This is a genomic window from Winogradskyella sp. PC-19 (assembly GCF_002163855.1).
Classification (GTDB): domain Bacteria; phylum Bacteroidota; class Bacteroidia; order Flavobacteriales; family Flavobacteriaceae; genus Winogradskyella.
On the sequence record NZ_CP019332.1, the window covers coordinates 2,921,001 to 2,934,424 of the forward strand.

The window sequence follows — 13,424 nt, forward strand, 5'->3', positions numbered from 1 at the left end:
GAAAAATAATAAAATAAAAATTATGTCTATAAGAATAGGAAACAGCTGTATTAATTGTGAAAATTTAGGTAAGAATAATCTGTGTAGTAAACACGGTGTAAAAGTTGCAAAAAACTATACATGTGATAGTTTTAATATGAAAGCAGCATTAAAAAACGACCCTAACTGCGGCAATTGCGCACGTTTTGAATCCTCAAATTGTGCAAACCCAACAAAAGCAGCACCATCTATGTTATGTTCACACTGGGCGCCTCAGAATGCTCAAGCTTAGAATGCCTAACAAAACAAATAAAGACCAGCTTTTTAGGCTGGTTTTTTTGTGAGTTTACATTTCGAAAAAATCCTATTTTAAGTTGTATATTTGCACGCAATTATACTTTAATTGCATCATGACAGCACACAACAACAAAATTTTAGGAGAAGGTCTAACTTACGACGACGTCCTATTAGTACCAGCTTATTCTGAAGTACTTCCAAGAGAAGTCAGTATTCAATCTAAATTTACTAGAAACATTACTATTAATGTACCTATTGTATCTGCAGCTATGGATACAGTAACTGAGAGCAGAATGGCTATTGCCATGGCTCGTGAAGGTGGTATTGGTGTTTTGCACAAAAATATGACTATTGAAGCGCAAGCGATGAAAGTCCGTAAGGTTAAACGTGCTGAAAGTGGTATGATAATCGACCCAGTGACTTTGCAGATGGATGCAAAAGTTATAGACGCAAAAAATGCAATGCGTGAGCATAGTATTGGCGGTATACCGATTGTTGATGATAATGGAAAGCTCAAAGGAATTGTCACAAATCGTGACTTACGTTTTGAGCACCGAAACGAACGTCCTATAGTTGAGGTAATGACTAAAGATAATTTAGTAACTGCTCCAGAAGGTACTTCTTTAAAAGATGCAGAATTAATTCTTCAACAAAATAAAATTGAAAAATTACTAATTGTTGAAGGTGATAAGCTAGTAGGACTTATTACATTTAGAGATATCACTAAGGTTACTCAAAAACCAATTGCTAATAAAGATAGTTATGGTCGATTAAGAGTAGCTGCTGCTATTGGTGTTACTGGTGATGCTGTTGATAGAGCAGAAGCTTTAGTAAATGCAGGTGTTGATGCAGTAATTATAGATACTGCTCATGGACACACACAAGGTGTTGTGCGTGTATTAAAAGAAATAAAATCTCAATTTCCAGACTTGGAAGTTGTAGTAGGAAATATTGCTACTGCAGAAGCTGCTAAATACCTAGTTGAAGCAGGAGCTGATGCTGTAAAGGTTGGTATTGGACCAGGTTCTATTTGCACAACTAGAGTTGTTGCAGGTGTTGGTTTCCCTCAATTTTCTGCCGTATTAGAAGTAGCCAATGCTATTAAAGGTTCTGGTGTTCCTGTAATTGCAGATGGCGGAATTAGATATACTGGTGATATACCAAAAGCAATTGCCGCTGGTGCTGATACGGTGATGTTAGGTTCGCTATTAGCAGGAACAAAAGAAAGTCCTGGCGAAACGATTATTTACGAAGGACGAAAGTTTAAATCGTACCGTGGTATGGGTTCTGTAGAAGCTATGAAACAAGGTAGTAAAGACCGTTACTTCCAAGATGTAGAAGACGATATCAAAAAATTAGTACCAGAAGGTATTGTTGGTCGTGTACCATATAAAGGTGAATTATACGAAAGTATTCACCAATTTATTGGTGGCTTACGTGCCGGAATGGGTTATTGTGGTGCCAAAGATATAGGTACATTAAAAGAAACGGGACGTTTTGTAAAAATCACAGCTAGTGGTATTAATGAAAGTCATCCTCATGATGTAACGATTACTAAGGAAGCACCTAATTATTCGAGGTAGGCTTCTATTGATATATTAGAACAAAAACAGCATCCATTGGATGCTGTTTTTGTTTAGCTTCGTTTAACGGTTTCGTATAACCGTCAGTTACGGGTTAATATACGCAGACTTTTCAGTTAAGCACTGACTTTAGCAATTCCGAGTGGATTCGGACGTAGTCGAATCCGCCGTAATTGCGGTCATACATTGTTGTAAACTGTGCTTATTCATTTATTATTGGTTCATAAGGAATTCCGAAAAGTCCATTCGATAAAGTGATTTTGAATTCTTCTTTATGTTCAATTTTTGCATAGTCATTTTTGTCCATAAATATTCCGTCAACATCATCTTCATATGATTTATCTTTGATTCTTCCACGAACTTCATATTTGTTTTCAGATTTAATAACCCAAGGTCCAGATTCCGTTAATTCTCCATTGGTAGTTACTGTGTATGTACTCATAACGAAATTTTTATTCACAGTTTCGTTTTTAGTTATTCTGTTTGTTTTCAGAGCAATGGTCGTTAATAAGTCAGAGGTCAAACTCAAAATCAGATAGCTTGTAATTCCAATGTATCCTATGTAAATAACTTTAGACCATTTTCCACCATTAAATTCAGATTTATGAAAAGCAATTATGAAGGCTAAAACAATGGATAATAAAATTGAAATTGGTAAAATAGAACTGCGTAATTCGGATATGTCACTCTTCAAGTATAATTCAGATTCTTTAGGTAAAAAATAAAAACTACTCAACAATGAAGTGAGAAGAAATACAATTGAAATTATTATTCTGGTTCGTCTTTTCATATTATTACCAATATTTCGTTGATAAAAAATCGTTTTAATGTTTTTTATCAATCGTTAAACGAAGTTAGTCTAAAATTTTTGGAAAGTCAACTGGCGTAATAGCGACTAAAACATACTAAGAAGCTATGGTTTCTAGAGCATCCACCAAGTAGTTAATATCTTTTTTTGTGATGTAAATACCAAAAGAAATACGTACACCGTTTAATCCATATGAGGACATCGGTCTAGTATCAATACCATAATTTTCAAACAAGCGTTTTTTGACTTCAGAAACAGGTTGCCCTATAACTTCTAAAGTTTGTATAGCACAAGATAGCTGGTCGTTTTCTGGTGTTTTTAGTTTAAATTTTGGATTGTCTTTTACTTTGTCTCTAAAGTAATGTTTAAGCGCATAAGAACGTTTTGAGATTTTATCTCCACCAATTGAATTATGAAAGGCAACAGCATCACCTAGACCTAAATATTCTGGTAAATTTCTTGTATTGTAATTTTCTAATCGTCGTATGCTTTTGTCTTTATGACCTTTTGCAACTATCAGGGGTTTTAAATACTGCTGACTTTCTTTTTTTGCATAAAATACAGCAATTCCTTTTGGAGAAAACAACCATTTATGTGCACTAGCTGTGTAAAAGTCACACTCCAAATTTTTGAGATTAATAGTAAACATGCCAGCAGTTTGTGCACCATCAACAGCAACCAGAATGCCTTTTTTATGTGCCATCTTACTAATTTCTTTAACAGGCATAATCATCCCATTAGTATTTACAATATGGCAGAGGTTTATCACTTTTGTTTTTGGCGTAATTGCTTTTTCATATATGGCAACAATATCATCTACTGTTTTTGGTAGTATTGGTAATTTTGGACGCACTAGCTTAATACCTTTTGTTTCTTGCCAAACTTCCCATGGGATATATGCACTGGTGTGGTCATGGTTAGATAATATAACTTCATCATCAGGTTGTAAATCCATACTTTTTGCTATGAGATTCATACCTTCAGTAGTGTTGTGTGTAATTGCAATTTCTTCTTTATCTACTGAAAATAGATGAGCTATATTTTTACGAACGCGTTCTTTTTCGTCTTGCCATTCGCCCCACATATATCGCGAAGGAAAACCATCTAAAGTAGCTCTATAACTATTAGTAGCACCTTGAACAGACATAGGTGATGGTCCAAGAGAACCATTATTAAAATAATAAAGGCCGTGAGCAAAATGAAACTGAGCCTTTACTGTCTCCCAAAAAGCTTCAGAATTATCATCTATATTAAAACCTTTTATTGGTTTCAGTCGCGTTTTATTATCAGCAAAAAGCTGAGGGATTACTAAGGACGCTGCTGTACCGGCAGTCAATTTTTTTATAAATGCGCGACGATTAGAAGAATTCATACTTTAATTTGGTAGTAGGACTCTAATATAAGGCAAGGCTTTTAGATATTAAAACGATATGATTTTAATCTTTAAGCAATCTTGTTTAAACGCAAAAAAAACCAAGGATTTCTCCTTGGTTTAAGCATCAATTATAAAGACTAATTTTTCTTTTTCATGTATTAGTAATTATTCAGTGCATGATGCGTAATCGTATCCTTCTCTGAAGAGTATTATACCCACAGTACCTTCGGCGTCTACAAACTCTACGACATTACCATCGCATTTAAAGTTTAATTCTGTTCTTAGAAAATTCCCAAAATTTAAATCTATAACTAGTTCGTCTCCTTCAAAAACCCATGTGTTTGGATTTGGTATTGCTGTATCTAAAGCCCCAAATGTTCCATCTGTACTATAAATTGTATGACGTAAGGATTGCGTAAATTCATAAAGTACTGTAGTTTCAAAACCAATAGGATTCCATCTACCAATAATTGTGTTTTCTGACATGTCTTCTTGCATAGTATCATCATTCGATTCGCATGATGTAAAACTGATTATGCAAACTAGTAGTAACGCTTTAAAAATTTGTTTTGTGTAATTCATAGTATCTTGATTTTAGTTCTTTGTTATAAAACATTCTAATAAGGGTTTTTCCTAGCTAATAAATAATTTATCTTTTTTTTAGGGTTTTGATATATAAGGGTTATTGTGTTTTCGTCGTATCTTTGAAAACGCTATGAAACAGAAATCTGTAATTATTGTAGGTGCTGGTATTGCTGGTATATCTGCTGCAATTAGACTAAGATGTCAGGGCCACAACGTTTCGGTTTACGAAGCTAATAATTACCCAGGCGGAAAGCTTACTGCTTTTTCAGAAAATGGCTACCGTTTTGACATGGGGCCATCATTGTTTACGATGCCTCAATTTGTTGAAGACTTATTCAAAACAGCCAATACTAATATTTCAGATTATTTTCAGTACAAGAAAAAGGACGTCGTATGTAACTACTTTTATGAAGATGGGACTACGTTTTCAGCAGTATCAGACGAAGATGAGTTTGCTAAAAAAGCAGAACAGACTTTTGATATTAAAGCAGAAGACATTAAAGAATATTTTAAGCAAAGCAAAAAGAAATATGATTTAACAGCTTCGCTTTTTCTTGAAAAATCGCTTCATAAGGTGATTACTTACTTATCTAAAGGTACGCTCAAGGCCATTTTTAATATTAATAGTTTGGATATTGATAGTACATTAGATACTTATAATTCAAAGATGTTAAAGGATAATCGTTTGGTGCAATTCTTTAACCGTTTTGCAACTTACAATGGGTCTTCGCCTTACCAAACACCTGGTATTATGTCAATGATACCACATCTGGAACAATATTTTGGAACTTACTTTCCAAAAGGCGGAATGCACCAAATTACTTTAAGCCTGTTTAAATTAGCAACAGATATTGGAGTAGATTTTACTTTTGATACTAAGGTTGAAGAGATTATAACTAAGAATAACAAAGTAGTTGGTGTTGGTACAAAGCTAAAAGATAAAACGATTAAAGCGGATATAGTAGTCAGCAACTCCGACGTTGTTCCAACGTATCGATACTTACTAAAAAAACATAAAGCACCCGAAAAAATATTGCAGCAACCCAGAAGTAGTTCGGCTTTAATATTTTATTGGGGAATTAAAAAAGAATTCCCACAATTAGATTTGCATAATATATTTTTCTCCGAGGATTACAAAACAGAGTTTGATTATATTTTTAATAAAAAGAATGTTTCTGATGACCCAACAGTTTATATAAATATTACATCAAAAGAAGAAGAATCTGATGCTCCAAAAGGGCATGAAAATTGGTTTACGATGGTTAATGTACCAAGCAATATAGGGCAAGATTGGGATAAGATTATTAAAGAAACTCGAGTTAACATCATCTCTAAATTAAGCCGATTGTTGGGAGAAGATATTTCAGATTTAATTGAATTTGAGTCCATCTTAGACCCAAGGACTATTGAGTCTAGAACACAAAGCTTTCAAGGTGCACTGTATGGCGCGTCGAGTAATAATAAATATGCTGCCTTTTTAAGACATCCAAACTTTAAATCTAGTATAAAAAATCTTTATTTCTGTGGTGGTAGTGTTCATCCTGGTGGCGGCATTCCTTTGTGTTTGCTATCAGGGAAAATAGTTTCAGAATTAATTAAAAAAAATAATTGATGTTAGATAAAAAGTTTAAACGTAACTTTTCAGTATTTCTGATTTGGTTATTTATTATTTCGGGAATTTTTGGAGTGCTATCTTCAGAGTACTCAGATTGGTTTTTAGGTATGACACCTTTAAACCTATTGCTAATGTTCGTGATATTGATAGTTAATATTAAAACGTATAAAAAAGCTGTTTTTATAGCATTAAGCATTCCGTTTTTAATAGGATTTATTACTGAAGCTTTAGGTGTAAATTTTGGGTTAATCTTTGGTAGCTATGCTTATGGAGAAAATTTAGGTTATAAAGTATTTGGTGTGCCTTTAATGATATGTATCAATTGGGCTTTATTAACAGCCGTTACTGCAGATGTTGCAAAGTCTATCTCTAAAAACAAGATTTTAACTGCAGCAATAGGTGCAATTTTAATGACTGTACTAGATTTAATTTTAGAAGTATCTGCACCTCGTTTTGATTTTTGGGAATTTGATGGTGGTGTGGTACCGTTACAAAACTATTTGGGTTGGGTAGTAACTGCATTTGTTGCACATTTAGGGTATCAGTATTTTAATATAAAGACAGATAAATTTATATCTTGGCACATATTAATCTCTATCACTATATTTTTTTCCGTGTTTTTATTCTATTAGATGAAAGATTATAACTATATCATACTAGGTGCTGGTGCATCGGGATTAATGTTGGCTTACAGAATGGCTAATGATAGTTTTTTTGATGATAAATCTATTCTTATTATAGATAAAGATTCTAATAAGGGCAACGACAGAACTTGGTCCTATTGGGAAGAAGGTCAAGGAAAATGGGATGATGTTACAGATAAAATTTGGGACTCTGTTTTTTTTAGTAACCAAACTTTTTCTAAAACTATTGACATTTTACCCTATCGTTACAAGATGATTCGCAGTGAAGCTTTTTATAATAAAATGTGGGATAGAATTAAAACTAAATCTAATATCCAATTTTTAGAGGCTTCAGTAGATGATTTTAAAGAGAATGATACAGTTGTAGTAAAAACATCTAGAGGAGAATTTAGCACTAGCCAGTTGTTTAATAGCATTCCTAAATCTAGTTATAAGAACCAAGAAAAGTTTCCTGTTTTACAGCAACATTTTTTGGGTTGGTTTATAAAAACTGCTGCAGATACTTTTGATGATGCTACAGCAACATTTATGGATTTTTCGGTACCTCAAAAAGGCAATACTCGCTTTATGTATGTTTTGCCTGTAGATAAGCAGACAGCGTTGTTTGAATATACCTTATTCTCAAAGGATTTGCTAGAGATTTCAGAATATGAAAATGCGATTAAATCTTACCTCAATGAAAAAGGTATTAAAGACTATGAGATAATAGAAACTGAAAAAGGGTCAATACCAATGACATCTTATAATTTTTTGGAATCTAATACCTCAAAAATTTTTAATATCGGAACAGCTGGTGGATGGACAAAGGCAAGCACAGGTTATACATTTAGAGCTACCACTAAAAAAACAAAAGATATTATTGAGCTCCTTAAAAAGCAAAAGGATATTTCTAACTACAAGGGTAAACGTAAGTTTTGGTTTTACGACTTATTGTTTTTGGATGTTTTAGCTAATCATAACGAAAGCGGTTCAGCGTTGTTTTCTAGCTTATTTAAAAAAACTGATGTCAAAACAATTTTTCGATTTCTAGATGAAGAATCATCACTTCTAGAGGACTTAAAAATTATTATATCTGTACCACCAAAACACTTTATTTCAGCATTATTTAAGCGTTTATTTTAGTCTTGATGAACTTGTCCTCTATGAGGTTTTAAAGCATCTCGTAAAGGTTTCATTTTATCCTCATCAACAACAATGTATGCTAAACTATGCATGTCGTTTATGTCCTCAATACCAGTTATAGTAATATCTAATTTTTCAATTTGGATATATTCTCTTAGATGAATTAAATGGTGCTCGGCAGTTTTCTTTCCAGCTGGACCTCTAAAGTCCCATATGAGTTTTAGTTTTCGCATGTTTTTAGAATAACCTTATGACTATAGAAACATAAAAAGCACTTTTAAAAGTGCTTTTTATGTTTCTGCTAAGTTAAGATATTAGTTCAGAATAATTTTTTTTGGTGATACTCTTATTATCAGAATTTATTTTAACGATATAAATCCCTGTAGCTTCAGTCTCCATATTAACTAATATATTACGTTGATTTTCGTAGTTCTTAGAAAATACAGATTGTCCAAGTAGATTATAAATTTTTACAGAGTTAACATCGATAGTTGAGTTAATATTTAACTCTCTGTTCTTTACGTAAGTGACAATATTTATGTTGTTTAATTTTAAATTATCAGAAGATAAAGTAGTAAAAGGTATAAAGCCAGATCTATTGACTGCACTAAAAGAGTTGCCAAACCCTGCTGGATTTTGATTACCTGAATCATTGGTGTATATGTAGCGTATGTCAGTAATGCTTGTGCCTTCTGGATAAAAAGTAGATAGGTCAAAAGAGACTGTATATATGTCTCCGCCTTGGTTTACCATATTTGTACCAGGAAAGCCATTAGATAATTCAGCAAACATATTATTTCCAGCATCTGCTGCATCAACAAATGCATAAAGATTAACGGGATTGCCATTTGCATCCCAATCTACTGCAATGTTATCGTCAAATGTAAAAGTTACAATATTTCCAGTAGTAGATGTGGACATTTGCGCAACTCCAACTTGGGAGATAATTAATAAAATTAAGAGTAGTTTTATTTTCATATTTTAATAATTGATTTAATTCAAATTTATTAATAAATACTCTCTTTATTTAAGAATATATTTTACGAAAACGATTTCGTGTTAATAAGATTTCAATTTTAGTATACATTTTGCAATAATAAATTATGAATACAGTTGTAATATTCCAACTTGTAAAATAGTCGATTTATGTTATTTTTGCTAGGTTGTTCGAAACGTACAATAACCGCATAAACCTTAACCTTTGTAAATATCATGCGTATTAAATTACTAAGTTTTATAATTCTGCTTCTTTGTTTCAATTTATCCTCTGCACAAAAGGATGAAACATTATTAACTATTGAAGGTGAAGACGTATCTACTGATGAGTTCTTAAAGCTATACAATAAAAATCTTGACCTTGTAAAAGACGAATCTCAAAAACAATTAGACACCTATTTAGAATTGTTTGTTAGTTACAAATTAAAACTAAAGGAAGCTGAGCGCTTGGGCTTAAATAAAGATGCAAATTATAAGCGAGAATTCGAAAATTATAAAAAACAACTCACCAAGAATTATCTATCTGATAATAAAGTTACCGATGCATTGGTAAAAGAAGCTTATGATAGAATGAGTTATGATATTAAAGCATCACACATATTAATTTTAGAAGATCCTGAAGAAGAAGATACCCTTGTGGCATACAATAAGTTATTGGACTATAGAAAGACTTTGTCTAATAAAGGTTACCAAGGAGCTAAAGCTAAATACCACAACGGTAATTCAGTTTTGGTAGAAGACTTAGGTTACTTCTCAGCATTTAAAATGGTTTATGATTTTGAGTCTGTTGCTTATAAAACAAAACCAGGAGAAGTATCCATGCCTTTCAAAACAGATTTTGGTTATCATGTAGTAAAAGTAGATGAGAAACGACCATCTCGAGGAACAGCAACAGCAGCTCATATAATGGTGTCTTTAAAACAGAACGATAGTACTATAAATCCAGAAGAACGTATTAATCAGATTTATAAAAAATTGGAACAAGGAGAAGCTTTTGACGCATTAGCTAAGCAATTTTCTGATGATAAAAGCTCTGCAAGAAATGGTGGTAAATTGCGAGCTTTTAAAAGCGGCCAGTTGTCATCTACGGTTTTTGAAAATGCTGCTTTTGAATTAGATAATGAAGAAATTTCGAAGCCGATTAAAACTAAATTTGGCTGGCACATTATAAAGCTTATCAATAAGCAACCTATACAATCATTTGAAGAATTAAAACCGAGTTTAGAATCACAGGTAAAACGTGATGCACGTTCTAAGCTTATCAATAGTGCAATGGTAAATAAGCTTTCCAAGCGTTACGAAATTAAAAAGAATCCTGAAGCTAAAGTATATTTTGAGCCAATATTGAAGGGTGCTTATTTTTCAGGTAAATTTAATTTGCCAAAGGATTATAAATCAGATACACCAGTCGTAACTGTTAACGATTCAGTATATACTAATAATGATTTTCTTCATCATTTAAAAGCAAAGCAACGTAAGTATATGCGTCAGCAAACTACAGTAAAAAAGGTTTTAGAAACTGAGTTTGAATTATTTTACGAACAATCAGTATTAGACTTTAGAGAAAAAAACCTAGTTAATGAAAATAAAGATTTTGCAGATGTATTGCAAGAGTATAGAGACGGTTTATTGCTATTTGCACTCATGGAAAAAGAGATTTGGAACAAAGCCTCTAAAGATTCAATTGGTCTCAAAAAATATTACGACGCTAATAAAGTAAAATATCAATGGGAAGATAGAATAGATGTTACTATTGCGACTACAAATAATGCAGTTGATGCAGAAAAAATTATGCCTATCATAAGACGCAATGATTCATTATCATTACTTAAAAGCGAGATAAAAAATAATGGTTTTGATAAAAAAGTCATCCTCACTACAGGCATTTTTGAAAAATCTAGTTTAAAGCTTCCTTCAGAATTAGAATTTAAAATTGGAACGTCAAAGATTTATAATCATAACGATGGTTTTCATGTTTTCAAAATTCATGATGTAATAGAAGCAAGAGAGAAAACTTTAAAAGAAGCTCGTGGTTCTGTTGTTAATGATTACCAAAACCAAATTGAAGAAGAGTGGCTAGCAAGCTTAAGAAAAAAGTTTAAAGTCGAAGTCAATAATAAAGTATTAAAGCGTTTAAAAACAAAGATAAATAATTGAAAAACAGGTTATTAAATATAATTATTGTTGTAGCTCTTTTGCAAAGTTGCGACCGTTTTAACTCTAATGAAGCTGAAAATGCAGTAGCGAGAGTTAATGATACTTATTTGTATAAGGAAGACATAAAAAAAATAATTCCTGAAGGCGCATCTAAAGCGGATAGTACTTTATTAGCTAATAGCTTCATAAATAATTGGGCAAGTAATTTATTATTAATGGATAAAGCAAAACTTAATTTATCCGAAACGCAACAAGAAAACTATGACGACTTAGTTAAGCAATATGAAACTGATTTGTACACAAAAGCATATTTAGAAGCTTTAGTAAAACGCTCAATTGATACTACCATAACTAAGGCAGAAGCTGATAAAATATATCACAGAAACAAAGAATCTTTTAAGCTCAATGATGAGTTATTAAAACTTCGTTATTTGACACTTCCACAAAACGCTGTGAATTTAGACGCCATAAAATCTAAGTTCAAAAACTTTGAAAAAGCAGACAAAGTTTTTTTAGACTCTATTGCAGTACAGTTTAAATCTTATTCATTAAATGATTCAGTTTGGGTAAGAGCATCACAGGTTTTAGAAAAGATACCAGTAGCAAATCAAACCAATAAAAATCAACTGTTAAAAAAATCTAATTTTGTGCAACTCAAAGACTCATTAAACCTATATTTGATTCAAATTAATGATGTACTTTTGCGAGGCGATTACGCACCCTTAGATTATGTTAAACCTACGGTAAAACAGATAATAAGTAACAAGCGTAAATTAGCTTTGATTAAGGAAATAGAAAATGAAATTACAAAAGATGCTATTAAAAATAAACAATTTGAAACCTATAAATAAATACACACTATCAGTCTTATTTGTATGTTTTATGCTTTTCGGATTTTCTCAAGAAATCATAAAAGACGTCGCAAAAGCTACAGAGATTACAAAGAAAAAAATAACAGGGAACCGTATCAAAGCCGATGGTGTAGCTGCTGTTGTCGGAGATTTTATCATTTTAGATTCTGAAGTAAGTAGAAGAAAAGCACAAATTAAAGCTGGTGGCGGAAATTTAGGAGATATAACTGATTGTGAATTGTTTGGTAGTGTTTTAGAAGAAAAGCTCTACGCACATCAAGCAATACAAGACAGTATAGTGGTTAATGAATTACAGATACGCTCGCAAATAGATCAACAAATGCAAGCGATTTTAGGTGAGTTTAATGGGTCAATGACGAAGTTATTAGATTTTTATAAAAAAGACTCTGAAGATGCCTTAAGAGAAGAAATTTACGAGATTAATAAGAATCAATCTCTAGCCTCTCAAATGAGAGACAAGGTTATTAGTGAAGTAGAAATTACACCGGAAGAAGTTCGTCAGTTTTTTAATGAGTTAAAAAATAGCGAAAACGGACTACCGACTTTTGGAACGGAATTACAAATTGCCAACATTGTCGTTATTCCTGAAGTTACAGAGGAATCAAAAAACGCAACAATAGAAAAGCTTAAGGGTTTCAAGAGAGATGTTGAAGAAAACGGAGCTAGCTTTACCACAAAAGTTTTATTTTTCACAGAAGATACCGGGTCGAAATCTACGGGCGGTTTATATACTTTAAACAGAAAAAGACCTCGAATGGTTAAAGAGTTTAGAGACGTAGCTTTTTCATTACAAGAAGGAGAAATTTCAGAACCTTTTGAGTCAATCTATGGTTACCACATCATTTTATTAGAGAAGATTAGAGGTCAAGAGTATGATGTAAGACACATACTTATACGTCCAGAAATAACTCCTGATGCTATTGAAGCTGCACAAAAAACGATTAATGATGTACGCTCTAAAATTGCTGATGGTTCAGTTAGCTTTGCAGATGCGGCTAGGGAATTTAGTGACGAAAAAGAAACTAAATTCGAAGGTGGTAAGTTAGTAAATCCAGTAACTCAAGATTTTAATTTTGAGTTAACTAAAATGGAGCCTGATGTTTATGCACAAGTTCAGGATTTAAAAGATGGTGAGGTTAGTCCAGTTATACAAGACGGTGACCGTGAAAACCCAATTAAATTTAAGCTTATGATGGTTACAGATCGTATTAATGACCATGAAGCGGATTTTGCAAAAGATTATCTAAAAATCAAAAGATTAGCCTTACAAGACAAACACTTTGACGCTATTGAAAAATGGCAAAAAGAAACCATTGAGTCGACTTACATAAAAATTAATGGTGAGTATAGAGATTGCGTCTTTACAGGTAATTGGTTAAAAAATAGATAAT

General features: G+C 32.4%; 13 protein-coding genes. 8 read left to right on the plus strand and 5 right to left on the minus strand.

The features are described 5' to 3' along the window. Positions 1-22 precede the first annotated feature (22 nt). Together BTO05_RS13615 and guaB are read left to right on the plus strand one after the other, a co-directional pair. Positions 23-271 carry a hypothetical protein gene (locus BTO05_RS13615; RefSeq protein ID WP_087493199.1) on the plus strand — a complete coding sequence of 83 codons (249 nt, stop codon included), beginning with the start codon at positions 23-25 and terminating at the stop codon, positions 269-271. A 118-nt stretch (positions 272-389) separates the two neighbouring features. Beyond that, positions 390-1,859, plus strand: a complete 1,470-nt coding sequence (gene guaB, locus BTO05_RS13620; protein WP_087493200.1) for an IMP dehydrogenase — start codon at positions 390-392, stop codon at positions 1,857-1,859. Between the two features lie 202 nt (positions 1,860-2,061). Here guaB and BTO05_RS13625 read toward each other — a convergent pair whose 3' ends face one another. The 3 genes from BTO05_RS13625 to BTO05_RS13635 form a co-directional block, all read right to left on the minus strand. Further along, entirely contained in the window at positions 2,062-2,649 is a 588-nt protein-coding gene (locus BTO05_RS13625; protein WP_087493201.1) for a hypothetical protein, read from the minus strand. 115 nt (positions 2,650-2,764) lie between these two features. Next, entirely contained in the window at positions 2,765-4,039 is a 1,275-nt protein-coding gene (locus tag BTO05_RS13630; protein ID WP_087493202.1) for an aminotransferase class V-fold PLP-dependent enzyme, read from the minus strand. Positions 4,040-4,207: 168 nt separating this feature from the next. Continuing rightward, positions 4,208-4,624, minus strand: coding sequence for a hypothetical protein (locus tag BTO05_RS13635; protein WP_157662596.1), 417 nt, complete (start codon positions 4,622-4,624; stop codon positions 4,208-4,210). A gap of 133 nt (positions 4,625-4,757) precedes the next feature. On the opposite strand from BTO05_RS13635, the gene crtD reads away from it, so the two are divergent. The 3 genes from crtD to BTO05_RS13650 are packed head-to-tail and all read left to right on the plus strand — an operon-like array spanning position 4,758 to position 8,008. Beyond that, positions 4,758-6,239 (plus strand): 1-hydroxycarotenoid 3,4-desaturase CrtD, encoded by a 1,482-nt coding sequence (crtD, locus tag BTO05_RS13640; protein WP_087493204.1) that lies wholly within the window; start codon positions 4,758-4,760, stop codon positions 6,237-6,239. Then, entirely contained in the window at positions 6,239-6,874 is a 636-nt protein-coding gene (locus BTO05_RS13645; RefSeq protein ID WP_087493205.1) for a carotenoid biosynthesis protein, read from the plus strand. Before crtD ends, BTO05_RS13645 begins: the two co-directional genes overlap by 1 nt. Then, positions 6,875-8,008, plus strand: a complete 1,134-nt coding sequence (locus tag BTO05_RS13650) for a lycopene cyclase family protein (protein WP_087493206.1) — start codon at positions 6,875-6,877, stop codon at positions 8,006-8,008. Here BTO05_RS13650 and BTO05_RS13655 read toward each other — a convergent pair. Both BTO05_RS13655 and BTO05_RS13660 read right to left on the minus strand, forming a co-directional pair. Beyond that, on the minus strand, positions 8,005-8,241 hold the full coding sequence (locus BTO05_RS13655; RefSeq protein WP_087493207.1) for a hypothetical protein: 237 nt from the start codon (positions 8,239-8,241) through the stop codon (positions 8,005-8,007). The two genes, BTO05_RS13650 and BTO05_RS13655, sit on opposite strands and share 4 nt — an antisense overlap. A 73-nt stretch (positions 8,242-8,314) precedes the next feature. Continuing rightward, positions 8,315-8,986 (minus strand): T9SS type A sorting domain-containing protein, encoded by a 672-nt coding sequence (locus BTO05_RS13660; RefSeq protein WP_087493208.1) that lies wholly within the window; start codon positions 8,984-8,986, stop codon positions 8,315-8,317. 234 nt (positions 8,987-9,220) lie between these two features. Here BTO05_RS13660 and BTO05_RS13665 point away from each other — a divergent pair, with 234 nt between their 5' ends. Genes BTO05_RS13665 through BTO05_RS13675 form a run of 3 tightly spaced genes read left to right on the plus strand, consistent with a single transcriptional unit; the run spans position 9,221 to position 13,423 of the window. Beyond that, positions 9,221-11,161: a peptidylprolyl isomerase gene (locus BTO05_RS13665; RefSeq protein ID WP_087493209.1), complete on the plus strand. Its 1,941-nt coding sequence runs from the start codon at positions 9,221-9,223 to the stop codon at positions 11,159-11,161. Continuing rightward, entirely contained in the window at positions 11,158-12,012 is an 855-nt protein-coding gene (locus BTO05_RS13670; protein ID WP_232459751.1) for a peptidyl-prolyl cis-trans isomerase, read from the plus strand. The genes BTO05_RS13665 and BTO05_RS13670 overlap by 4 nt, the downstream gene beginning before the upstream one ends. Continuing rightward, positions 11,996-13,423 carry a peptidylprolyl isomerase gene (locus tag BTO05_RS13675; protein WP_232459752.1) on the plus strand — a complete coding sequence of 476 codons (1,428 nt, stop codon included), beginning with the start codon at positions 11,996-11,998 and terminating at the stop codon, positions 13,421-13,423. Before BTO05_RS13670 ends, BTO05_RS13675 begins: the two co-directional genes overlap by 17 nt. The last annotated feature ends 1 nt before the right edge of the window (position 13,424 follow it).

Coding starts and splice junctions, on each gene's coding strand:
- BTO05_RS13615 (WP_087493199.1), top strand. CDS start 23: ATGTCTATAAGAATAGGAAACAGCTGTATTAATTGTGAAAATTTAGGT.
- guaB (WP_087493200.1), top strand. CDS start 390: ATGACAGCACACAACAACAAAATTTTAGGAGAAGGTCTAACTTACGAC.
- BTO05_RS13625 (WP_087493201.1), bottom strand. CDS start 2,649: ATGAAAAGACGAACCAGAATAATAATTTCAATTGTATTTCTTCTCACT.
- BTO05_RS13630 (WP_087493202.1), bottom strand. CDS start 4,039: ATGAATTCTTCTAATCGTCGCGCATTTATAAAAAAATTGACTGCCGGT.
- BTO05_RS13635 (WP_157662596.1), bottom strand. CDS start 4,624: ATGAATTACACAAAACAAATTTTTAAAGCGTTACTACTAGTTTGCATA.
- crtD (WP_087493204.1), top strand. CDS start 4,758: ATGAAACAGAAATCTGTAATTATTGTAGGTGCTGGTATTGCTGGTATA.
- BTO05_RS13645 (WP_087493205.1), top strand. CDS start 6,239: ATGTTAGATAAAAAGTTTAAACGTAACTTTTCAGTATTTCTGATTTGG.
- BTO05_RS13650 (WP_087493206.1), top strand. CDS start 6,875: ATGAAAGATTATAACTATATCATACTAGGTGCTGGTGCATCGGGATTA.
- BTO05_RS13655 (WP_087493207.1), bottom strand. CDS start 8,241: ATGCGAAAACTAAAACTCATATGGGACTTTAGAGGTCCAGCTGGAAAG.
- BTO05_RS13660 (WP_087493208.1), bottom strand. CDS start 8,986: ATGAAAATAAAACTACTCTTAATTTTATTAATTATCTCCCAAGTTGGA.
- BTO05_RS13665 (WP_087493209.1), top strand. CDS start 9,221: ATGCGTATTAAATTACTAAGTTTTATAATTCTGCTTCTTTGTTTCAAT.